The sequence below is a fragment of the Nocardia sp. NPDC004123 genome (assembly GCF_053603795.1).
On the sequence record NZ_JBSGGG010000003.1, the window covers coordinates 287,346 to 309,726 of the forward strand.

Consider the following 22,381-nt stretch of genomic DNA (forward strand, 5'->3'; position numbering starts at 1 on the left):
CCACAAAGGAATTGCGGTCCGCGATTCTCGACGTCGAGCCCGATGTGTTGTTGATCGTGGGCAGCGACCAGGGCGAGAATTTCGGTCCTCGCTCGGCGCCGGTGTTCGAGCTGTTTCTGGCTGAGCAGCTCGAGTCGAGCGCGGCCAATCGGCGCAACGAGGGCCCCGAGCAGTACCGGCTCTCTCTTCCAGTCGCCAGAGATCTCGGCATCGACCTGTTGAAATACCTGTGCGACAACGGTTTCGATGTCGCACACACATCGGAGACCTCCGACGAGTACGGCATCGGCCACGCGGTCACTTGGCCGTTGCGTTTCCTGGACCTCGCCGATTCGAAGCTGCAGATACTGCCGCTGGTGACGAACGTATGGAATCCGCCCAACGTGCCCGGAGTCGGCCGCTGCGTCGCTTTCGGCCGGGCCCTGCGAGACGCCATCGCCGCATCGACGTCCAAGGAACGGGTTGCCGTCCTGGCCTCGGGTGGATTGAGCCACCTGGTCCTCGACGAGGAACTCGACGCGCGGGTGCTCACCGCCATGCGCTCCGATGACCTGCACGGCTGGAAGCTGATCGGTGACGACGAACTGCGGCTCGCACACGAGAAGTACGACCTGCCATTGCGACTCAACGGCACTGCGGAGATCACCGATTGGATCATCGCCGATGCCTGTGCACAGGCCCCCGCGGAAATCATCGATTACGTGCCGGCGTATCGGACCCAGTCCGGTTACGGCGTCGGCATGTGCTTCGCCAGATGGGCACTGACCCCTTGATCACGAGCCGATTCGACACTTTTGGAGAACTATGTATGCCGCATTGCCCGACGAGTACGTCGCGCTGCAAGACACTGTCCGGCGCTTCGCGCAGATAGTGGTGAAGCCGCGCGCCATCGAAATCGACCGCGCCAACGTCTATCCGGACGATGTATTCAAAGCTCTGCTCGATGCGGATCTGCTCGGATTGGCGACGCCACTAGAATACGGCGGGTCCGGCGCCGGAACATTGGGCCTTACCATCGCGATCGAGGAAGTAGCCAAGTACTCGAACACGGTCGCGCTGATGCTCCTGCTCACGCGATTGCCGGCGCTGCCGATTCTCCTCGGCGGATCCGAAGAGCAGAAAAATACCTACGTACGCGACATCGCGGTCGGAGCTCGGCGCGCATCCTTCGGCCTGTCCGAGCCGCAGGCCGGATCGGATGTGCGTGGGATGCGCAGCACAGCTGTCCGAGACGGCGACGACTGGGTGATCACCGGCTCCAAGTGCTGGATGTCTGGGCTCGAGCAGGCAGATTTCTACACCGTCTTCGCCCGGACTGGGGGCGATGGCTTCGGCTGCTTCATCGTCGATCGGAACTCGCCAGGAGTATCCATTGCCCGGGTCGACGACAAGCTCGGAGTGCGCGGTGTCAACACCGGCGAATTGCGCTTGGACGCTGTCCGGGTGCCGGGCTCGGCTGTGGTGGGCGAGCCCGGGAAAGCGTTCAAACTCGCGATGCTGGCGCTCAATTCGATGCGACCGATCGTCGCCGCTCGAGGTCTCGGACTGGCAGAGGGCGCCCTGATGTATGCGGCCGACTACCTGGGTACCCGTACCGCCTTCGGATCCCCGCTCGCCAGTCAACAGGGGCTGGGCTGGATGGTTGCCGAGCATGCCGCTGAAATCGAAGCAGCTCGCTTGCTGACCTACCGTGCTGCGAGCATGGTCGACGCGGGCGCCTTCGACAAGGCGGCGGTTCCGATGCTCTCGATGGCGAAGTTGTTTGCCAGCGAGACCGCGGTCAAGGTTTCCGGAACAGCGGTACAGCTGCTCGGCGCAGCCGGATACATGAAGGATCATCCGGTCGAAATGTATTACCGCGACGCGAAACAACTCACCATCGTCGAGGGAACGAGTCAGATCCAGAAGAATCTGATCGCAGCGGCAGTATTCGACCGCACCTTGTGGTGGGACTGAATCACGGGCCTCAGCAACATATTTCCGTGACGTCAGGGGAATCGCGGGACGTCGCTCAAACGCCTGAATAGAATAGGAGTCACACATGTCAGTGAACGGATATCACGGGTCCGACAACGACCTGATTGTGTCGGTCGAGGATCGCATCGCCTGGGTTACGTTCAATCGACCGGAGACGCTGAATGCCTTCGGCCCGGCACAGTTTCATCGGCTTGCCGACACCCTCGACCAGTTCTCGGTCGATCCCGACATCGGTGTCGTGGTGCTGACTGGCAATGGCCGCGCGTTCTCCGCTGGCGGGGACGTGCGCGAGTTCACCAAGAAGGGTCTGGTTGACACCGGGGTATACGCGCTTCGTGCGATCACGTCGATTCGGTCGTGCCGGAAGCCGGTTATCGCGATGGTGAATGGCGTCGCGGTGGGCGGCGGTAACGAGTTGGTTATCGCCTCGGACCTCGCCATTGCTGCCCGCAGCGCTCGTCTCGGCCAGGCCGGCACCCTTATCGGCTCGTGCCCGGTGCTTGGTGGAACGAACATTTTGCCGTTGCAGATCGGTGAAAAGCGGGCCAAGCAGATCGTCTTTTTCAGCGAAAAGGTGACGGCGGAACAGGCTTTCGACTGGGGTTGGGTCAATGCCGTAGTCGATGATGCCGAGCTCGAATCGACGACCCGGCAATGGGCCCAGCGGCTTCTCGGACTGCACCCGCAGGCGCTACAGATCGCCAAGGCGGGCACGAACGTCTGGTGGAACTCCTCCTACGACACCATGGTCAATGGTCTCGACATGATTGCCATGGGAGTCCCTGCCGCATCAGTCGAGGAAGGGCGCGACGCCTTTCTGGAGAAGCGTCCGGCCGACTACTCGCGCTGGCACTGACACGGAAGAAGCGAAGGACCAGGCATGAGGCGGGCAGTATGACGGTGCGAGACGAGTCGGAGTCGCCGACGAAGATGCTGAATCGAATCGCCACGATCCTCGATGCGTTCGATCGTTGTGATCAGCTGACTCTCGCTGAGGTCTCGGCGTACACCGGCCTGCCTCGATCGTCGGCTCATCGGCTGCTCGACAGCCTGGTCAAATTGCATTGGCTGCGTCGCGAGGGCCGCAAGTACGAACTGGGCCTTCGCATGATCGAACTTGGGCGCCTCGCGTCGCAGTCACCGGTGCGCAGGGCAGCTCGGCCGCATCTTCACGAATTACATCGGCTGACAGGGCATGTCGTCCATCTCGGTGTCCTCACCGGAGCCGACGTAACGCTGCTGGAGGAGATTCCCAAGGGCGCCGATTATTTCGTGGCAGCCCGTGTGCGCGACCGGCTACCCGCTCATCGCACCGCCATCGGCAAGGTGCTCTTGAGCTTTGCGATTCCTGACGTGACAACCCACGGGTATGTTCGGACCGGTGAGGTGATGCCGACACTGCCTCCGGAATTGACACGCGGTCAGATCTCGGAGATTCGCCGCGCCGGGTTCGCTTACGACTTCGGGGAATTGGCCATCGGCAACGGCTGTGTAGCAGTGCCCGTGCTCGTCACTGGAATACGGCCGTGTGCCGTTGCGGTGAGCGGACCGATGTCTCGTTTCAAGATCGACCAAACGCTGGTCTCGAACGTGAGGGCTACCGCGCGAATGATCCAAGGCGCATTGGCAGAATCGGTTGGCCGAAGTCCTGCCAGGCTGCGTGGGCATTGTTAGTGCCTTATCCGGAAAGGTTGACATGGTAATCGAGGTGCTGGGGTTGTGTCGCAGGCTTTTCCCCTGCGGCCGGGTGGGCCAATGGTATTCGTCTGGCATCGCGTGAGGAGGTTTAGGCTATGACAGCCGAAGCATGGTTCTCACCGGGAGGTGATGTGCACCTGCGGATCTGGCTGGGTGGCGTGGCGTTAGACTACGCGGCCACCGCTGTGGCGGCACGCAACTTGATCCACGATTGGAGGCGAAAGCACTGGTGCACAATCGAATTGACCCGCAGCACCGTCGAGGAATGTCGGCTACTGCCGCGCATTCCCAACGAACGGTTGTTCCTCGGCCCATGACCAAGCAGCACCAAAAGATTGCATCAAATCAGAGGTTGATCACCTTATGATCGCGCATGGACTTCTCGGATGCACTCAGCTCCATGTCGATCTATGGATGTGCGGCTCGATGGCAGGCTAGCGTTCGGCTCGCCCGGCCCCATCGAGACACCGACAAGCCGCGCGGCGCTCGCCTTCGACATACCCTGAGCACAGGCCAGCACGATCCGAGCTCGTTGCGCCGCACGCCGGTCCGGCGATTCCGCTATGCACCCAAGCTCCACACGCTCAGCGTCGGACACAACGATCTCAACGGCAGAAGGCCCACAATGCGACATCACAACGGGTTAACAACTTAGTAGACGCATTTCAGGCGCGAGGCACTAAGAACTCCTAACAGAATGGGGCTGGTGGGGGGAATGATGCGGGATCGGTTGGTGTTCCTTTTGTGTCGCCTGTGACTGGAGGTGCGCGACGGCGCAACGAAGGCCCTGGGAGATCGACGACCGGTTGTGCGAGCGCATCGAGCCCCTGCTGCCGGTGATTCCCCGCAAGACACACCATCCCGGCCGCAAGCGGCTCGACGACCGAAAAGTTCTGTGCGGCATCTTGTTCGTGCTCTACACGGGTATCCCGTGGGAGTTCCTGCCCCAGGAGCTGGGTTACGGCTCGGGCATGACCTGCTGGCGTCGGCTGCGGGACTGGCACCAGGCCGGGGTCTGGCAGCGGTTGCACGAAACACTGCTGGCCGAGTTGAACGCCGCCGAGGCGTTGGACTGGTCGAGGGCGGTGATCGACGGCTCCCACGTTCGGGCGCTCAAGGGCGGCCCAAAACCGGGCCGAGCCCGGTCGACCGTGCCCGGACCGGCTCGAAACACCATCTGATCACCGAAGCGCACGGCATCCCACTGGCGGTCACGTTGACCGGCGGCAACCGCAACGACGTCACCGAGCTCATGGCTTTGATCGACGCGATCCCGCCGGTGCGGGGACGACGCGGGCGTCCTCGCCGACGTCCGGACGCTCTCTACGCCGACCGTGGCTACGACCACGACAAGTACCGTAAACTAGTGCGGGACAAGGGAATCACCCCGTTCATCGCCCGCCGCGGCGTCGAACACGGCTCTGGACTCGGTGCGCACCGCTGGGTGGTCGAGCAGAGTTTCGCACTGCTGCACTGGTTCCGGCGACTGCGCATTCGCTGGGAGATCCGCGACGACATCCATGAGGCCTTCCTCAGCCTGGCCTGCAGCATCATCTGCTGGCGCCGACTGCCAACCTCTCACTCTGTTAGGAGTTCTAAGACCGAGCGGCCGCCTCGAGTATCGCTTCGAAGAAGGATTCCGGGATCGACGGCCACTCCGGCTGCCACCGATCGTTGCGTTGGTCCTCGAATAGTTCGGCAACGATCGGAACGATCTCGCGGCCGCCGTCGAGTAGCAACCTGATGAGGCCGAGATCCGCACACACGGCCGCAGCCGGGGCGAGGACACTCTTGGCCTCGGTGGGAAGATCGGCAGCGAACAATGCCGCAGCACAAAGAAGTTTCGCCTTCAACAACGCTTTCGGGCGCCCTTGTGTGGCGAGATGCGCAACCAGTGTCCGGGCCCGTGCGCTTGCCAGGCGGGCTTTCCGGAGTGATTTTTCGGCGATCAGACCCCGGATTTCGCCGACCTGTTCGAATTCTGCGGTGATCAGTGCGATTCCGTCGTCACCGGCCTCTGCCGCCACGGCCGATGTAGGCTCTCGGCAATCTCTGTTCGCGCCCTGGTTGTCGCTCGACCCAGTTAGCAAACCCCACTGGATGCGCTCGGCATAGATCCGTGCACGCAACCGCCCCAGAGACAGTGCTTCGGCAACCCGAGCGCCCTCGTTCAAACGCTCGCAAGCTGAACCGAGATCGCCTCGAAGCGCCTTGATCTGTGCTCCGGTGCCATACCGTGCCAACATGAAGTCGACGACGCCGCCTTCGGGCCCGACCTCGAAACCCTCGTCGATGAGCCGTTCCGCCTCGGCGAGCTCATTGCGTTCGTACAGCAGTTCACCGAGCAAGGCACCCGCGAGTCGCGCTGCCTGCGAATGAAGACCACCCGATTCGCGGGCAACCGCCAAGGCTGTGCGGAACTCACTCTCGGCCGCGGAGAGATCAAGCTGCTCATTCGCGGCGATGCCGGCGAAACAGTGGCCGTACATCGTGAAGTACCGGCCACCGGTCCGCTCATGGTAGGGGTTGGCCCAGTTCTGCATCCTTCGTGCGGACTCGTAGTCGAAGCGGTAGATCGCGACGAAAGTCGCTATATCCGCAGCGCCGGAGACTATCCAGGGCGGTAGGCTGTCCGGCTTCCCGAGACATTCCGCTACCAACTCGTCGACGCCCTCGATGTCGTCGGCTGCGATTTTCATCGCTCCGCGGAGAACATCGGCCTCGATACGCAGGTCAGCGCGCTCCCCGTCGTTGTGGTTGCCTCGGTCGAGCAGCGCATACACGAGGTCCAGCGCTGTCTGGGCGGCGGAAGTCTGTTGCAGCTGGATGTTTGCCGTGGCGACGGCAATCTGCAGCCGTGGGCGCGACATCGCAAGTCGCGGTGGCAGTTTCGCAACCAGTCCGAGCAGCGTCGCCATGCGTGAGTGTTCCAGCAACGACGTGCCCTGCTGCTCGACGAGGCCGATGGCCCGATCTTGATCTCCGGCGGCAAGAGCATGGTCGACGGCTTCGCTGAGAAACCGATGGTCTGCGAACCACTGCGACGCCGCACGGTGCAGCTCGCCGATTCGATCCGGTTGATCGCGTTCGAGCCGGTGACGTAGAAAGTCCGCGAACATGGGGTGATATCGGAGCCACTCGCCTTCGTCGTCGATCCGGCGCAGGAACAGGTCGCGCCTTTCCGCTTCTTCCAGTAGGGCCGGGCCGCGATGTGTACGGCTCAATTCCGACGCGAGCTCTCCGCTGATCCTTTCGGTGATCGATGTTGCCATCAAGAACTCGACCATCTCCGGTTCCAATGTGGTGAGCACGTTTTCGGTGAGGAATTCGTCGATGGCGTGATGGCGCCCGGAAAGGTGGGCGATCAGCTCGGTGGGATCGGTCTGCTCGCGGAGTGAGAGCGACACCAACTGCAGCGCGGCAGCCCACCCCACGGTCGATTGCTGCAGCTCATCGATCTGGAACTGGGCCAAGTGAACGCCGGCGAAGCTCTCAACCAGCGAACACGCCTCGGTGACGTCGAAACGCAGTGTGTCGGCATCGATTTCGACAAGCTCATCGCGGACACGCATCCGGCCCGTAGGCAGGCCGAACCGGGTCCTGCTCGTGATGATGACCTGAAGGTGGTGACAGGCGTTGTCTAGCAAGAATGCCAAGGCATCGGTCGTTGCGGTGCTGGTAACGCGGTGCCAATCGTCCAAAATGATGACGAGACGCTCGTCGCGATCGTGGATGTCGTCTATCAGGGAAGCGAGCACACACCGTTCGGCTGTGTCTCCGTGTTGTTCGAGGATGCTCGCCAGCTCACGCGCCAGCGGTGGGCGGATCCGGCGGATCGCCTCGATCACATGCTCCAGGAACCAGACGACATTGTTGTCGTCGTGATCGACGGTGAGCCAGGCGACGCCGGCACCCTCCGTGATCAGACTGTCCCGATATTGCAGAGCCAGGGTGCTCTTGCCGAATCCGGCCGGGGCGTGGATCAGAATCAGTCGTCGCCTGCCGCCTGCCCGCAACCGATCGACAAGCCGCTGTCGCAGGACCGGCGCTCGCAGGATCGTCGGCGGGCGATATCTTGTCGATGGTGTTGGGGGAGAAGCTGATTCGTGTGGGTAGCCGCTCGTCTCGGCGCTAGGTGCGAGTTGTACGGCGCTCGGACCGGAATCGTCGATGTCCTTGTTCGTGGGGAGTGGTATCTCGTCGACCGGCAGGCGGATTCGGCGCTGCGCCAGCTGAAGGGCGCGACCGAATTCGAGGGCGGACGGTGGACGACCCTCGGGACTTACGGCCATCGCTTCCTCGATGGCTACACACACTTCATCCGGGACGCCTTGGCCTCGTAAATCCGGCACGGGATGAGTCGTAATCCGCAGGAACTGGGCAACCACCTGCTCCCCATTGCGGCGCTCGAACGCGGCATGCCCGGTAATAGCGGAGAACAGTGTTGCTCCGAGACTGTACAAATCCGAGCGGACAGTGGGCGATTGTCCCTGCAGCACTTCCGGAGCGGTGTAGGCGGGTGATCCCGTTATAGCGCCCGTGCCAGTTTCGAAGCCGCCCGCAATCCGGGCAATACCGAAATCGGTCAGCTGCGGTTCGCCATAGTCGGTGAGCAGAATATTCGCGGGCTTGACGTCGCGATGGAGCACGCCGAGTCGGTGAGCGGTCTCCAGAGCTCCTGCCAACTTCACGCCGAGGCGTAGCGTTCGGGCCCACTCGAGTGGCCCCGATGTACGAATACGCGCTGCCAACGAGTCGCGCGCGTGGTACTCCATCACGATGTACGGTCGGCCGGTCGGGGTCGCCCCGGCCTCCAGGATGCGGGCAATGTTCGGGTGCCCGGACAGCCGGCCCATCGCACGCTGTTCACGAAGGAAGCGCTTGAGATTCTCGGTGTCCGTCTCGGCGGCCGTGAGGACCTTGATGGCCACGGTGCGATCCAGCGAAGGCTGACGACACCGGTAGACCGTGCCGAAGCCGCCGTGCCCGATCTCTTCGGCATCGTGGAATCCCGCGGCCGCTAGCTCTGCCGCGATGCTAGGTGTGAGATAACGTTCCGTCGCCGCGGAGTCATTCATAGCCATCGGTACCTCATGCCAAGCCGGCGGCACAGCCACCTCGGGATAGCCCGACGCCGATGTGGCGCATGGAGGCTGAGGTCCGTGCCGGTCCGGAGCTGATGCTCGGCAGATGTTCTACCGAGTGGGATATTTCATAATAGATCGTTGACCTTCCGATCGGAAGGTCTTACTCTCGGTCACATCGCCCGATCCGGGCCATCAAGACAATTACCGGCTTCCGGCCCGTCCCATTTAGGGGAGCAGTGGACATCAATGCAGACAACTACGACAACCGTTATGTCGCAACGCTCGACGAGCCCGATCAGGTTCATCGGGAGATGCGTGCGAAATGTCCCGTCCAGCACAGTGATCGCCATGGCGGTTTCTGGGCGCTGACGCGTTATGCGGACGTCGATACGGCCACCCGGGATACAGAAAGGTTCTCGTCCCTTCCCACCATTACGCTCCCCTCGGTCGGTGCGCCGAGGCCGTTCATTCCGATGGAGTCGGACCCGCCGCAGCACACGAACTACCGGTCGCTGCTCAATGTCGTATTCAACGTACGCAAGTTCGGTGAACTCGAGGCCGAGATCCGTAAGCACGCTGTGGAATTGATCAACGGGTTCGCCAGCGCAGGTGAGGCGGATCTGGCCCGGGACTTGGCGTTTCCGCTCACGTCCAGGGTGATCACCTGGCTGCTCGGAATTCCGGACGAGGACGTGCCGCGATTCAGCGACTGGTCGCTGGCGCTCGTCTCGGTCACTTCCCCGGAGGAAGGGGTCGCGCTCCAGATGGAGATTCGCGACTACTACGTCGGACTGATCGCGGCGCGTAAGCATAATCCGTCCAAAGATCTTGCAAGCCATCTGCTTTCGTCAACGATCGACGACCGTGCAGTCACCGAGGAAGAGGTTCTCGATATCTACCTGTCGCTGACCGGGGCGGGGGGCGAAACAACTGCGGCCGCGGCAAATCACATCTTCACACTGTTGGACCGGCATCCCGCTCTCCGCGCCCAACTGCGGGCCGACCCGGAGTTGCTGACCCAGGCGATCGAGGAGTTCCTGCGCTACATCAGTCCGGTTCCTGGTTTCGCGCGTACGACCACATGTCCTGTGGAGGTCGGTGGAACGGTGATCCCTGAAGGGGAGCGCGTCTGGATGTCGTGGCTTTCGGCGAACCATGACGAGACCGTCTTCGACCAGCCAGGCACTATCCTTCTCGATCGAAAGCCGAATCGGCACTTGGCGTTCGGTGCTGGCGTGCACCGCTGCCCGGGCGCGCCGCTGGCGAGGATCGAGCTCCGCGTCATGGTCGAGGAGATCCTCGCTCGGATTCCGGACTACACATTGTCGGACCCCGGCGGCGTACGGATCTCCGAGGGGCAGACCCGAATCATTCGCGCACTGCCGATCATCTTCACCCCACAGCGGTGACCCCCCGTCACCCGAACAATTTCGCGTACCGAAATCCCGCCATGCGGAGGAGATACACATGAGAGCCGCAGTAAGCCGCGCCGTCGACTCGATCCACATCGAGGAACTCCCAGACCCACACCCCGCGGCCGGGGAGGTGCGAGTTCGCCTGGTGAGTTCGGGAATCTGCCACACCGATGTCTCTGTGCTCGCCGGCCACCTGCCCTCGCCACGACCGATCGTTCTCGGCCACGAGGGCGCGGGTGTGGTCGACGAGATCGGTCCGGGAGTCGAGCATCTGGCCGTCGGCGACGCGGTGATCTGCTCGATCATCACCTCGTGCCACTCCTGTTTCCAGTGCCAGCGTGGTGAGTACGTGCTCTGCGAACGCGCTGTAGGCTTCTCTGGCACGATGCTGGACGGCACCACACGGCTGCGGTCCGGAGATGACGACGTGAACACCCTGTTCTGCCAGGGCTCGTTCGCCGAGTACGCAGTGGTGCCGGCCTCGGCGGCGGTGAAGGTGCGATCGGATGCCCCGTTGGAGCGACTGGCGGGGCTGGGGTGCGCGTGGTCGACCGGACTGGGTGCCGCCATCGTTCGGGCAGAGGTCCGTCCGGGCAGCAGCGTCCTGGTCGTCGGCGCGGGTGGGGTCGGTCTGGCCACGATGATGGGAGCCCACGCTATGGGGGCCACCACGGTGATCGCGGTCGATCTCGCGGAACATAAACTCGCCAAGGCTCGCGAGCTGGGGCTGGCGTCGCACACCATCTCGGCGTCCGGCGCCGACGCTGCGGCTGCGATCCGCGATCTCACCGGCGGCCGCGGCGTCGATTACGGTTTCGACGCCGTGGGCGCCCAGGGCACCCTCGAAACCGTCCTGCAAGGCGTCCGCCCTGGTGGACTTGCGGTGGCCATCGGCGTGATGGATGCCGCGGTGACGGTCACGTCGGACATGTTCGCCTTTCTGATGCAGAAACGCCTGACCGGTACATACGCCGGTTCGATCATCCCCCAGCGCGATATTCCCGCGTTTGTCGATCTGTACATGGACGGACGACTTCCGCTGGATTCGGCCATCGACGCCACCTACGCACTCGACGACGTCCCGAAGGCGCTCGCCGAGTTGGCTGCCAACGAAATCACGAAGGGTGTGGTGCTGCTGTGAGCACACTCGATCTCGACATGTACGTCGACGGCCAATGGCGCGGCGGCAGTAGTGGTGGTCGGCTTCCGGTCATCAATCCAGCACGGACGAGCGAGGTCGTCGGATCGATACCCGATGGGACAGGGGCCGACATCGACGCGGCGGTGCAGGCAGCAAAGCGGGCGCAGCGTGTCTGGGCGCGCCTTCCCCTCGCCGAACGAGCGGCGTGTCTCGCTGACGCGGGTCGGCGACTCGCGGCAATCGATGCCTCCGGACCCGAGGCGCTGACCCGCGAGATGGGCAAGGTTCTGGCGGAATCCGTCATGGATTTTCAATCGCCGCCCTGGGCGTGGTCGCATTATCTCGATGACCTCGACGCCGTCGAGGCGGCGCTCACCGAACGCCGTGACGACGACCGCGGCGCCATCGAGATCCGTAGGCGGCCACTGGGTGTCGTCGGTGCGATCGTGCCGTGGAACTGGCCGATCGCACTGCTCGGCGTGAAACTCGGGCCCGCGTTGCTGGCCGGCAACACCGTCGTCGCGGTGCCATCGCCCTTCGCTTCGCTGGGCGTGCTGAAGGCTGTCGAGGCGATCGGAGCCGCGCTGCCGCCGGGTGTCGTCAACGGTGTCACCGGGGCCGGTGAGCGGGTAGGTGCCGCACTGGGCGCCCATCCCGACGTCGACATGATCGCCTTCACGGGGGGCATGGACGCCGGACGTTCAGTGGCCCAAGCGCTCGGATCGCGGTTGAAGCGGGGTGTTTTCGAGCTCGGCGGCAATGATGCGGCGGTGTTGCTCGAGGACGTGGTCGTCGACGATGAGCTCATCCGGAAGTTGGTCGGCGCATTCACGATGACTTCGGGACAGGTCTGTTTCGCGATTAAGCGGCTCTTCGTGCATGAATCCCTGATCGGTGAGGTGACCGGCCGTATCGGAGATGCCTTGCAGGACATCGTGGTCGGCGACGGTCTGGATCCCGAGGTGACGATGGGGCCGCTCGCCAACAAACGGCAGCTCGACCGGTTCACCGCGATGCTGGCTGAGGCTGAATCCGCTGGGGCAAAGCTGAATTCGCGAGGTCGAATCCGAGACCGGCGGACGTGGGAGAACGGATACTTTCACCTGCCCACGCTGGTGACGCGAGTACAGCCGGATCTGCGGATCGTGCGCGAGGAGCAGTTCGGTCCCGCACTGCCGATTGTCGGATTCGGTACGGAGCGCGAGGCGATTTCACTTGTGAACTCCACACCATACGGCCTGACATCGAGCATCTGGACCTCCGATCCGAGCCGCGCATGGGACATGGCCGCGGACATCGACGCTGGGGTGACCTTCATCAATAAACACGGGATGACCGCATTCGATCCTGGTGCGCCGTTCGGCGGAGTGAAGGACAGCGGATACGGCCGCGAGATGGGCACCGAAGGTCTCCTCGAGTTCACCTGGACCCAGCAGATCAACGATCGCCGAACCTCGATCTAGTCGGGATCGGCTGAACCTGAACACTTTTCGAACGGATTTTTTCGCATGACGAACAATGAACTCAGCGCCGAGTCGCAGCACATGTTCGAGCTGTTGGTGGAGCAGGTGAAGAGGGAGGCGGACGGGGTCGTCTCGCTCAGGCTGGTGGACTCCGCCGGCAAAGATCTGCCGCCCTGGGAGCCTGGGGCACACCTGGACGTGATTCTCCCATCGGGCAAGCTCCGCCAATATTCGCTGTGCGGTACTCCCGAGGAACGCGCCGCTTACACGGTAGCGGTACTGCGCGATGACCACGGTCGTGGTGGCTCGATCGAAATCCACGACACCGCTCTGGTGGGAAGAACACTGACAGTGCGTGGACCGCGTAACCACTTCCGGCTCGTCGACGCTGAGTCATATCTGTTCCTGGCCGGGGGGATCGGCATCACGCCGATTCTCGCGATGGCACGTGCCGTGAGCAGCCGCGGAAAGCCGTGGCGGCTGATATATGGCGGTCGTTGTACGTCGTCGATGGCCTACCGCGCGGAACTTTCACGGCTCGGTGGCGGAGATATAGAGATAGTGCCTCAGGATCTGTACGGTTTGCTCGACCTCGATGCAGTCTTCGACGGCGCACCGGCGGATTCCGTGATCTACTGCTGCGGTCCCGAAAGTTTGATTCGGGCAGCGGAGCAGGGGGTCCAGAACCGATTCCCAACCGGCGCGCTGCACGTGGAACGATTCGGAGCGGCCACCGAGGCCTCACGTGACGGCGGTGCTGTTCGGTCGAAGGCGAATGATGCGAGCTTCGATGTCGAATTGCGCCGTACGGGCGCAGTGTTGAATGTTCCGCCGGACCGCACGCTCCTGGATGTCGTGCGAGAGGCCGTCCCGACCTTCCTTTCCGATTGTGAAGAGGGCTTCTGCGGGGCCTGCGAGGTTCGCGTCCTCGAGGGCGAGCCGGACCATCACGACCTGCTGCTATCGGACGAAGAACGCGAATGCGGTGACCGGATGATGATTTGCGTGGGGCGGTCGAAGTCTCGTCGACTGGTGCTCGACCTCTAGCGATTCTCCGGGACAGATTGGAAAGACAGTGGAACCGATAACCTTCCCCGAAGTCGGCATGCCGTTGCACCACAAAGGATTCCGCTACGACGACAGTGCCACCGCACCGGAACGTCGCCGAGTTCGCCCACTCGCCGAATTGATCGAGCGAGAAGTCCGCTCCGGTGACGAGCTGCACTTCCCGTGGCTGTCCACCCGAGCGTATGCGGCGCTGTTCGAAGTGGCTCGCCAGGCTCGATCCGGGCGTCTGCGCGGGCTTACCATCATCTCGGCTTCCTTGCGCGCCGAGGTGGGACTTCTGGTGGCCTCGGGCGGCGTGGACAAATTGATCACCTCCTTTGCGGCGACAACGTATCCGGCCGTGCGCCCTAATCCCCTTCTTGCGCAGGCCATCCAGGACGGCTCTGTCGCTGTCGAGGAATGGTCGATTCTCGCGCTGATCCAACGCACACTCGCGGGCGCACTGGGGTGGCGGTTCGTACCTGCGGAGACGATGGATGGCTCCGACCTTCCGGCCGGAGCCGGCGTGGATGCGCGCAGCGTGGTGGATCCGTACGACGGGACGCAGCGTTCGGTCATGCCAGCATTGCGGCCGGACATCTCTCTCATCCACTGCCCGGTCGCGGACTGGGACGGCAACGGCGTGCTCTTCCCGCCATTCGCGGAGGACATCCACACCGTCTACGCGGCCCGCAGGGGTGTAATCCTCACCGCCGACCATGTAGTCGCGCCGGCTGAACTGCGCCGATGGGCGGGCCACGTGCGGGTGCCGGCCGCGCGAGTGCTCGGTGTTGCTCATGTGCCGCTGGGGGCTCATCCGTCCGCCTCTCCGGTGCCGGTCCGAGTGTCGGGAACCGCAGGCTACGGCGAGGACTACGAATTCCTGTCCGAACTCGGCCGTTTGCGGACCCTCGAAGACGCTGAATCGTTCAGCAAGAAATGGATCGATGTCTCCCGGCGGACGTACCTTGGTCGGCTGGGCAGGCAACGAATCGAGCATCTCGTGGCGATGGACTTCGACGAGTCCTGGCACATCGATCAACTCGATGATGAGGCGGAACAGCTCGGCGACCGAGAGCCCACGCTGGGTGAGCGGCTCGCGGTTTCGGGTGCTCGGGCGATGGAAGAGCTGGTGCGGTCCCGGGGCGCCCGAACGGTCGTCGCCGGTGCCGGCTTGTCCCACATTGCGGCCGCACTCGGTCGGGCGAGCCTACTCGACGACGAGCGCGTCGTCGATCTCGTCTTCGAAAGCGGCGTTGTCGGTTACATTCCCCGGCCGCACGACGCGACGCTGTCCAATACCCGCAATCTGCCGACCGCCCGACATCTCAGCAGCACACTGGAGGTTCTCGGCATGCTGGTGCCGACGACGGCCGACACTACGATCGCGGTGCTCTCCGCAGGGGTTCTCGACAAGCAGGGAAACGCAAATAGCAACCGGACGCCCGCCGGCCACTTCTTGGTCGGGAGCGGCGGTAGCACCGATATCGCCTCTCGAGTGCCGACGATCGCCGTGGTTGCCGCTGACCCGAGAAAGTTTGTCCAGACGGCCGAGTTCATCAGCTACCACGGTGATCGTGTCGCCGTAATCGCAACGGAAATAGGCCATCTCAGGCGTGAAGGCGACACCTACGTCTTGGCCGCATGGTTCGAGGATGCAGAGGATTCTGCGGAGAAAGCACTGTCTCGACTGCGCAATGCGACCCGATGGGATATCCAATTGGCTGATGACGTCCGTTCGTTGACGGCACCCAAACCGGCGGAACTCGAATACCTGAGGGCAATCGATCCGCAGCGAAACCTTATCGGCTGATGGTGGGCCACTATCAGCTGATCTGCCCCGGTGGTTTCGTTCGGGTGGTGGGACAAGTGTGTTCGGTGGTTGTCGTGCCGCGGACGGCCAGCAATGCTGTCACCCACTGGCAGAACATGATTCGGCGACTCCTACTGCGGGTCGGCCACACCATCGCCGACGACGGATCTCATGCCCAGATATATTCCTCAGAGATCGCACCGTTGTGCCACTTCGCCAGGTCCTATCTTCGCCAGCCCCGCCTGGGCCCTGCGGGCCTATCTCGTTCCTGTCGGCCTGCTCGCCGCGGTGCTGAAGTTGCTGCGTTGCCGGGACAAGGAGTGAGCGCGGGCAAGCCGATGGTGTGCCGTCCCGACGTGCTCCACCGTGCCATCGTCCTGCACATCGAGCAGCACTCCCTGCGTAACATCGTGAAATCCTGAACGCCGAGGGGCTTCCGACTGCTTGGTGTCGCGCTGTCTGCGAAATCGATCGTGGCATGCATGGGGGAGGTATCGGTTGAGCCGGGGAGGTTGATTGCCGATCGCTTGCTGTGTCGGGAAATGTGATCCACGAGTCGGCGTGTCGACACGCCGACTCGTGGGGGTCTAACGCGGTGCACGGTGGCGCCCGCCGGGTGCCCGCATTGGGGTGCCGCGTTCACGGAGCGCGTCGCGGATGGTGCTGGCGGGGAAGCTGGTGAGGCGGCTACAGCTGACGAGTGAATGGCCGGCGAGGTAGAGCCGCTCGACGTGGTCGATGTCGTTGGTGGTCATCGATTGGAATCGGCGGGGAACGTTGCGGTTGGTGAGCAGGTTGAGGACGGCGGTCTTGGAGATTCCTTAGCGCGCCGCGAGTTGCGTGGTCGAGGTGCCATCGCGGTACGCGTGAAGGAGTTCCTCGACCGTCGCAGGGCCGAGGCGCCGCTCGATTCTGCGAGGCTCGCGAGGACGGTCCGCCGGAGGCTTCTTGTGTCGGCGGGGGAGTGGAGACGAGGGTCCGGTGTCGATTTTGGCGCGGGTGGTTTCGAGTTTGTGCAGGTCAGCCCGTTTGGAATAACGCCCAGCCAGGTCCACCCTGGAAGAAGCCGCAGATCATCGACCTGTGGCTTCTTTGTTGTCTGCGGTCGGAATCGCGGAGTTGGCTGCTGAGCTGCGAAGACGCTCGTTGTGGGTGGTTCGAACCCAGCAGGGGGGGTGTGAATTCAGAGCTTGATGTGGCTGTTGTGGTTCTTGAGGTATGCCGTTTGAGTTCGAGGCTGCTATGGATCCTGCTGTTCGGGTGGGTATTCGGGGCTGGTTTGGCTGTCGCCGCCGGGGCGGGTGTTGTTGGTCTCGTTCTTGGCGGGGCCTCTACTTGCGTACGTGGGAGGGGCGGCTGCTGGGCGACGACGAATACGTGATCTCCTCCGACGAGAAGACCTCGATCCAGGCCCGCTGCCGCTGCCATCCCACCCTGGCACCACGCGCCCCCCGCCCAATGCGGGTCAACCACGAATACGACCGCGGTGGATCGCTGTCCTACCTGGCCGCCTACGACCTCCATCGCGCCGAGGTCTTCGGCCACTGCGCAGCCAAGACCTGGATCGCGCCATTCATGGCTCTGGTGGACAAAGTCATGACCAGCCAGCCCTACGCCTCAGTCAAACGAGTGTTCTGGGTGGTCGACAACGGATCCAGCCGCCGCGGCAAAGCCGCCGCGGACCGGCTCATCGCGCGGCTTCCCAATGCGGTTATGGTCCACACTCCGGTGCACGCCTCTTGGCTGAATCAGGTGGAGATCTTCTTCTCCATCGTGCAACGAAAGGTCGTCTCTCCCAACGACTTCACCAGCCTTGACCAGGTCGAAGACCGGCTCATCTCATTCGAGCGCCGTTACAACAAGACCGCCCGGCCCTTCGAATGGAAGTTCACCCGGGCCGACCTCGAGGACCTCCTGGCCCGGATCGAACAGCACGAACGGAACGAGCACTCCCAACAACCCACCGGCTGCAACCACCAGCCTGCCGCATCACTGACCGCCGCGTTAACCCCCGAAGAACGTACAGGCGGGACCACTAACCCAAGGGGACGTCGAGAGGCGCCTCGACCGGATACTCCCGCGGTGCCATCGCGTAGGTATCGGTGAGCAGAGCGATGAATTCCGGGTCGGTCAGCGGCGCTGTCGGCTCGGTGTAGCGGATGCCGCGCGTGCGCAGGTCGGCGGCGAGCATCTCGAAGACCGTGTCGAGGGAAAGATCGTCGGTGTGGTCGAGGTAGCGGTTCACCTCGGCGGCATCGTCGAAAACCAGAGCCGTGTAATGGAACAGCGTCCGGCTCTCCTCGTCGCGGTAGCGGGCGATCTCGGTGTCCCCGTTGCGGATCGCCCACTCGTCCTGGTCGCGATGAAGCAACGAATGCATCTCGAGCGCCGGGAAGTCGCGATGGTCTCGCGGCCCGTTTGCTTCGCGACGGTGGTACATGCGGGAGTTGTCGGTAAGAATCGCGGTGTTCCGGAACGGTGCCTCGAATCGGGACGGAGCGCGGTCCGGGCCGGCGGGCCAGTAGGTGAAGCCACCGTCTATGTCGGAGTCGTAGAAGTAGGTGATCATCTGCCCGGTCTTGATCTCCCATCGGTCGAACAGTCCGGACTTGGCCATCACACCCAGCAGCCACACCGGAGTGTTGATCACGTCCCGCCCGCGCCAATTGCCGGTGTCGAAATGCCCAGCGTCGAAGCTGCGGGAGGGCCCGCACGTGTTGAACAGCATGTGGTGCGCGAAACCGTAACGGGCACCGTGCATCTTCTTGATCGGGTCGAGTAGCTTTCGGCCGAAGTAGATGTCGTGGATCGACTCGTCCATCGCGATACCTTCCTTGGCCAGATAGCCGCGGAATACCGGTGCGGTGAAGTCGGCGAGTCGCGCATTCGGATTGCGATCCCCGGCACCCGATATCGCCAAGTACTCCTCGGTGGAGGCGAAGTGTTGTGCGAGTACGAGTTGCCAGGGCCCGCGGCGGCGGATGAAGCCGAACAGAGAATCGACCTCGGCCGGGGTATAGAAGTCACTTATCAACCGCGGTGGGACGACCGGGGTCATAGGGTGCTGTTTCGAGGTGCGCATTGGCGTTCCTTCCATTTGGTTGCGAATCGAAAAGGGGTGAATTTCGGACCTACGGCTCACCTGGCGCGGTCAGTTCGAGGCACCATCGCTCGGTTCACCATCGGCCGTTAGGCGCTGAACGAGTTCGAGGCGATGCCCTTCGGGGTCCTCGACGAATGCCACCGAGATGCCGAATTCCGGCAGCTCCTTCCTCGGGGTAGCAACCGTGCCGCCCGCCGTCCGCGCGGCGCGGACGGCAGCGTCGAGATCGGTAACGTTGAAGCCCAGAACTGCTTCTCCGGGAGGGGGCGTGGGCCGGTTCAGGTAGTGCAAGAGCACCAGGGCGGGGTCACCGCCGTGCGCCGAGGTCATAATGATCTCTTCGAGGGCGTCGTCGTCCACACCCTGCTTTACCCGGTACTTCTCGGTCATTCCGAGTACCGATGAGTAGAAGCTGAACTGGGCTTCGGTATCGTCGACCAGAATTTTGGTGAATCGGAACACTGCCCCGCTAACCATTCGACCTCCCGAGTCTGTACGCGTCCGGCGGACGCTACCCGCGCAATCACGAAGGCGATCAGCGCCTTTCCCGCTCTGCGGGAGAACGGGAGTACCTCATCCGGCTTGCACGTCCTCGGCGGACTAGAACGCGCGCCCGAGCGTGCGCGTTGAATGGCATGACGTCGATGGGCTCGATGGTGACGACCCGATCCGCGGTCGCCGTGGCCACGCGGAATGCGAAAGTCGCGCTGTCTACCGCGACCGGGAAACGACACCGGGGCTCCTACCCCGATGCGGATACTAGCTGGTGCTAGTTATCTGTGCGCAGATTCCACAACCGGGTGACAGAAATCTGACGAGCGGCCCGGCACGACGGCGTCCGGACGACGAGAGGCCCGCATAACAGTTCCAGATGCTCGTCCGTACGACATCCTGCTCGGCAGATCCAGACTGCCAGTGCCGGTGCGGATTTACCGGGCGAACGCACCGGGCGGAGCCCTCGCCCCAGGACTGCTCAGGATCCACGGAGGCGCGCCTTCGTCGGTGGCGATCTGGATGTGCCCGAGGCAGATGCGGTGTGCCGGGCGCTGGCCGCCGCGGGAATCGGTTGTGTCAGTGACGATTACCGGCTGGCACCGGGGATTCGGATCGTGGCGCGCGCAGCGCCGGCTGGACGTAGTGCGCTACCCGGTCCCGCTCGATGATTGCGAACGTGCCTTGCGTCATCTAGACGAGGAGTTCACCGATGTGGAGGCATTCCTCGGGCCCTATGCAATCCCAATTGCTGGAGGACCCTACGCTCCCGCTCGAAGAACCCGAGCCTATGGCCAACTGGAAATGTCAGATTCCGGTCGGCGACACGTTCCGGCATCTGCCCGCTATTCGGTGAATGCGCTCGATACGGCCTGGTCTCGGGAACCGAACGGGCCGTCGTTCTCGTCGAGGGCACGACCGCGCACGCCGGCCCCGAGAAGGCCGTGCGCGACATCATCTCCGTCGAGCGCGCGACTCGTTCTGCGCCGCACCCGCCATCCCCGAGCGGTCCGATCGAACCGCCAATGATGTGCGGTGGCACGCCTCACCTCGAACTCACCCGCGCGGTGCAAAACCATCAGCGAATAGCTCGCGCCCGTGGCAACATCCCCGTCGATGGTGATATGGACCGGCCCTTGGAAGTGCGCGCACCCACCCGCGATGAATCCCTGATGGGTCGCGGACCGCACCATCGCCGAGATGTCCCCACGGCCCTCCATGAACAGCCCGTCCACGTCGTATACGCCGTCCTCGGTCCACAGAGCTGCGACGTCCTCTGCCGCACCATCGTCCACCAGCGGTCCGTACCGCGCGACGATCCGCTGGATCTCTCGCTCGTCCTCCAGCAAGCGCAGTCGCGATTCCAACGCCGCCAAACGCTCTTCCATTACCCAACTCTCCTTGCTTCGCGTCGAGCACTTCAGCTAGTGGTCCAACTGTCCGAGCTTGGCCAGAGCAGTCAATTGATCGAGGTAGTGGTCTGTTGACGCGGCGGCGATCGATACACTGACGGTTGTCGCGCCGGCGGATGCTGCCGCTTCGAGCTGTTCGCCGGTAGCGACCGGATCGCCGAGAGGATCGATCACTCCGGCCGAGAGTGCGATCTCGAAACCCGTTGGGAGGTCGACTCTTTCCAGCGTCGATCGCACCGCCGAACCGGAAAGTCCGAACGGTACCCACCCATCACCCAGTTCGGCCGCCCGTCGCAGCGAGCGCTGCGTACGACCACCGATCCACAGCGGTACCCGCGCCTGCATCGCATGCGGTTCGACAACCATATCGGAGAACTCGTAGTGAGAACCCTGATACCGGGGTGTCCGGACCGACAGCGCACTACGCAACGCACGCAGGGCGTCATCGGCCCGCTCCCCTCGCCCCGCGAACGGAGCACCGAGCAGCTCGAATTCGGCTTCCAGCGATCCGACACCGAGTCCCAGCGTCAAACGTCCGCCGGTGACGACGTCGAGAGTGCCGTAGCGTTTAGCTATCTCCAGGGGGTGGTGATAACCGAGCACCAGAACCTGAGTGACGAATCTAATGCGCTCGGTTTTCGCCGCCAGGTAGCCGAAGGTTGCCAGCGGGTCCCAATAGGTCCCGCCTCGCTGATCGGCGACATCCACAGGTACCACGACATGCTCGCTGCACGTCAGATACTCGAAGCCGAGCACGTCCGCGTGCCCGGCAATCCGCGCCAAATCCTGTATGCCCGCAGCGATTTCCCATTCCGAGTGGGCGCCGGGAACCTGCGTCACAACAGGGCTGACGAGCCCGATCTTCATCAGCGACCGTGCGGGCTGTTCGCAGGTTCCGCTTCCCGCTTCGGCAACAACCGGAGCATGGCTTCGTGGTTCTCCAACAGTAGGCCGGACCGGTCTGGACCGTTGCGCTTGTTCACCTTGGCCGCATTACCGCCCGCAATCCACACCGGCCCGTCCGCGAGATGGGCAAGCCCTTCTCGCGCAACATCATCGGGATCGCTCACCGTCATTCCCGGAATGTCGAAGTTCAAGCCGGCGCGTTCCATCGCGGGAGTACGCGTGACCCCGAGCACCAGTTCGAGTACGTCCACACCGTGTTCACGCAATTCCAGCCACAACGACTCCGCGAAGATGCGTCCGAAGGCCTTCACCCCACCATAAATTCCTTGGTGGAACCCGCCAATGTAGCCGCTCATGGAGCCGACCAGCAGCAGACCCCCACGACCCGCCGCTCGCATCAGCGCGCCGTAGTGGCGCACCAAGGCGAGCTGCGCGGTGATATTCAAGTCGATCACGGTCTGGAACCGGTCGAGGTCACCCAGAACGAACTCGCTGCCATAGCTGTTTGCACCCGCGTTGAAGATCAACAGCCCGACATCGAGATCTGAAGTGGCCGAGATGATCTCGTCGATCGACGACTTCCGCGTCAAATCGAGAGCGAGAGTGCGAACCTCGACGCCCTTTTCACGGGCCTGTGCAGCGGCCTGCGCGAGAGGTTCCGGCTTACGTGCGATGAGAACGAGATTGACACCAGCATCGGCCAGCTGGGACGCGAACGATGCGCCCACCCCTTCGGAACCCCCCGCGATCACTGCCCACGGTCCGTAGTGCTTCAGGTCAGTCACATCTGCTCCTCAACGGTTGTCGCCCAAGTCCTCGGAGAGTGT

Annotated in this window: 18 protein-coding genes and 1 pseudogene; 12 read left to right on the top strand and 7 right to left on the bottom strand. The window is 63.2% G+C overall.

Annotated features, from left to right (window positions below; all coding sequences use genetic code 11):
- Window positions 1-11: 11 nt before the first annotated feature.
- The 6 genes and pseudogenes from ACWEQQ_RS05690 to ACWEQQ_RS05715 form a co-directional block, all read left to right on the top strand.
- Complete coding sequence (locus ACWEQQ_RS05690) at window positions 12-773, top strand: DODA-type extradiol aromatic ring-opening family dioxygenase (RefSeq protein WP_452347324.1); 762 nt, start codon at window positions 12-14, stop codon at window positions 771-773.
- A gap of 31 nt (window positions 774-804) precedes the next feature.
- A complete protein-coding gene (locus ACWEQQ_RS05695) occupies window positions 805-1,956 on the top strand; it encodes an acyl-CoA dehydrogenase family protein (protein WP_452347325.1) in 1,152 nt (383 codons plus the stop codon).
- An 85-nt stretch (window positions 1,957-2,041) separates the two neighbouring features.
- Window positions 2,042-2,833, top strand: a complete 792-nt coding sequence (locus ACWEQQ_RS05700; protein ID WP_452347326.1) for an enoyl-CoA hydratase/isomerase family protein — start codon at window positions 2,042-2,044, stop codon at window positions 2,831-2,833.
- A 38-nt stretch (window positions 2,834-2,871) separates the two neighbouring features.
- Window positions 2,872-3,651 (top strand): IclR family transcriptional regulator, encoded by a 780-nt coding sequence (locus ACWEQQ_RS05705; RefSeq protein WP_452347327.1) that lies wholly within the window; start codon window positions 2,872-2,874, stop codon window positions 3,649-3,651.
- A 119-nt stretch (window positions 3,652-3,770) separates the two neighbouring features.
- Window positions 3,771-3,992 (top strand): hypothetical protein, encoded by a 222-nt coding sequence (locus ACWEQQ_RS05710; RefSeq protein ID WP_452347328.1) that lies wholly within the window; start codon window positions 3,771-3,773, stop codon window positions 3,990-3,992.
- A gap of 477 nt (window positions 3,993-4,469) precedes the next feature.
- A pseudogene (locus ACWEQQ_RS05715) lies at window positions 4,470-5,236 on the top strand (IS5 family transposase); the annotation flags it as partial.
- A 34-nt stretch (window positions 5,237-5,270) separates the two neighbouring features.
- Here the strand turns inward: ACWEQQ_RS05715 and ACWEQQ_RS05720 are convergent.
- A complete protein-coding gene (locus tag ACWEQQ_RS05720) occupies window positions 5,271-8,759 on the bottom strand; it encodes a protein kinase domain-containing protein (RefSeq protein ID WP_452347329.1) in 3,489 nt (1,162 codons plus the stop codon).
- 239 nt (window positions 8,760-8,998) lie between these two features.
- Between ACWEQQ_RS05720 and ACWEQQ_RS05725 the strand changes: the two genes are divergently transcribed.
- From ACWEQQ_RS05725 to ACWEQQ_RS05745, 5 genes are read left to right on the top strand one after another with little or no spacing between them, the layout of a single operon-like run.
- Window positions 8,999-10,171 (top strand): cytochrome P450, encoded by a 1,173-nt coding sequence (locus ACWEQQ_RS05725; protein ID WP_452347330.1) that lies wholly within the window; start codon window positions 8,999-9,001, stop codon window positions 10,169-10,171.
- A gap of 58 nt (window positions 10,172-10,229) precedes the next feature.
- Complete coding sequence (locus ACWEQQ_RS05730) at window positions 10,230-11,318, top strand: zinc-binding dehydrogenase (RefSeq protein ID WP_452347331.1); 1,089 nt, start codon at window positions 10,230-10,232, stop codon at window positions 11,316-11,318.
- Complete coding sequence (locus tag ACWEQQ_RS05735) at window positions 11,315-12,781, top strand: aldehyde dehydrogenase family protein (protein WP_452347332.1); 1,467 nt, start codon at window positions 11,315-11,317, stop codon at window positions 12,779-12,781. The genes ACWEQQ_RS05730 and ACWEQQ_RS05735 overlap by 4 nt, the downstream gene beginning before the upstream one ends.
- 45 nt (window positions 12,782-12,826) lie before the next feature.
- A complete protein-coding gene (locus ACWEQQ_RS05740; RefSeq protein WP_452347333.1) occupies window positions 12,827-13,828 on the top strand; it encodes a PDR/VanB family oxidoreductase in 1,002 nt (333 codons plus the stop codon).
- 28 nt (window positions 13,829-13,856) lie between these two features.
- Window positions 13,857-15,641 (top strand): CoA transferase subunit A, encoded by a 1,785-nt coding sequence (locus ACWEQQ_RS05745; protein WP_452347334.1) that lies wholly within the window; start codon window positions 13,857-13,859, stop codon window positions 15,639-15,641.
- A gap of 587 nt (window positions 15,642-16,228) precedes the next feature.
- Here the strand turns inward: ACWEQQ_RS05745 and ACWEQQ_RS05750 are convergent.
- Entirely contained in the window at window positions 16,229-16,396 is a 168-nt protein-coding gene (locus ACWEQQ_RS05750) for a hypothetical protein (RefSeq protein WP_452347335.1), read from the bottom strand.
- A gap of 580 nt (window positions 16,397-16,976) precedes the next feature.
- On the opposite strand from ACWEQQ_RS05750, the gene ACWEQQ_RS05755 reads away from it, so the two are divergent.
- Window positions 16,977-17,747: a transposase gene (locus ACWEQQ_RS05755; protein ID WP_452347336.1), complete on the top strand. Its 771-nt coding sequence runs from the start codon at window positions 16,977-16,979 to the stop codon at window positions 17,745-17,747.
- Here ACWEQQ_RS05755 and ACWEQQ_RS05760 read toward each other — a convergent pair.
- The 5 genes from ACWEQQ_RS05760 to ACWEQQ_RS05780 form a co-directional block, all read right to left on the bottom strand.
- Window positions 17,677-18,723, bottom strand: a complete 1,047-nt coding sequence (locus ACWEQQ_RS05760) for a hypothetical protein (protein ID WP_452347337.1) — start codon at window positions 18,721-18,723, stop codon at window positions 17,677-17,679. The genes ACWEQQ_RS05755 and ACWEQQ_RS05760 overlap by 71 nt on opposite strands.
- Window positions 18,724-18,792: 69 nt before the next feature.
- On the bottom strand, window positions 18,793-19,206 hold the full coding sequence (locus tag ACWEQQ_RS05765; RefSeq protein WP_452347338.1) for a VOC family protein: 414 nt from the start codon (window positions 19,204-19,206) through the stop codon (window positions 18,793-18,795).
- 875 nt (window positions 19,207-20,081) lie between these two features.
- A complete protein-coding gene (locus ACWEQQ_RS05770) occupies window positions 20,082-20,624 on the bottom strand; it encodes a nuclear transport factor 2 family protein (protein WP_452347339.1) in 543 nt (180 codons plus the stop codon).
- A gap of 36 nt (window positions 20,625-20,660) precedes the next feature.
- A complete protein-coding gene (locus ACWEQQ_RS05775) occupies window positions 20,661-21,515 on the bottom strand; it encodes an LLM class F420-dependent oxidoreductase (protein ID WP_452347340.1) in 855 nt (284 codons plus the stop codon).
- Entirely contained in the window at window positions 21,515-22,339 is an 825-nt protein-coding gene (locus ACWEQQ_RS05780) for an SDR family NAD(P)-dependent oxidoreductase (RefSeq protein WP_452346243.1), read from the bottom strand. The genes ACWEQQ_RS05775 and ACWEQQ_RS05780 overlap by 1 nt, the downstream gene beginning before the upstream one ends.
- Window positions 22,340-22,381: the final 42 nt, after the last annotated feature.

Excerpts from the sequence above, each read along its gene's own strand:
- ACWEQQ_RS05740 (WP_452347333.1), top strand. The coding sequence starts at position 12,827 with ATGACGAACAATGAACTCAGCGCCGAGTCGCAGCACATGTTCGAGCTG.
- ACWEQQ_RS05720 (WP_452347329.1), bottom strand. The coding sequence starts at position 8,759 with ATGGCTATGAATGACTCCGCGGCGACGGAACGTTATCTCACACCTAGC.
- ACWEQQ_RS05730 (WP_452347331.1), top strand. The coding sequence starts at position 10,230 with ATGAGAGCCGCAGTAAGCCGCGCCGTCGACTCGATCCACATCGAGGAA.
- ACWEQQ_RS05695 (WP_452347325.1), top strand. The coding sequence starts at position 805 with ATGTATGCCGCATTGCCCGACGAGTACGTCGCGCTGCAAGACACTGTC.
- ACWEQQ_RS05770 (WP_452347339.1), bottom strand. The coding sequence starts at position 20,624 with ATGGAAGAGCGTTTGGCGGCGTTGGAATCGCGACTGCGCTTGCTGGAG.
- ACWEQQ_RS05710 (WP_452347328.1), top strand. The coding sequence starts at position 3,771 with ATGACAGCCGAAGCATGGTTCTCACCGGGAGGTGATGTGCACCTGCGG.
- ACWEQQ_RS05775 (WP_452347340.1), bottom strand. The coding sequence starts at position 21,515 with ATGAAGATCGGGCTCGTCAGCCCTGTTGTGACGCAGGTTCCCGGCGCC.
- ACWEQQ_RS05760 (WP_452347337.1), bottom strand. The coding sequence starts at position 18,723 with ATGCGCACCTCGAAACAGCACCCTATGACCCCGGTCGTCCCACCGCGG.
- ACWEQQ_RS05705 (WP_452347327.1), top strand. The coding sequence starts at position 2,872 with ATGACGGTGCGAGACGAGTCGGAGTCGCCGACGAAGATGCTGAATCGA.
- ACWEQQ_RS05750 (WP_452347335.1), bottom strand. The coding sequence starts at position 16,396 with ATGACCACCAACGACATCGACCACGTCGAGCGGCTCTACCTCGCCGGC.
- ACWEQQ_RS05700 (WP_452347326.1), top strand. The coding sequence starts at position 2,042 with ATGTCAGTGAACGGATATCACGGGTCCGACAACGACCTGATTGTGTCG.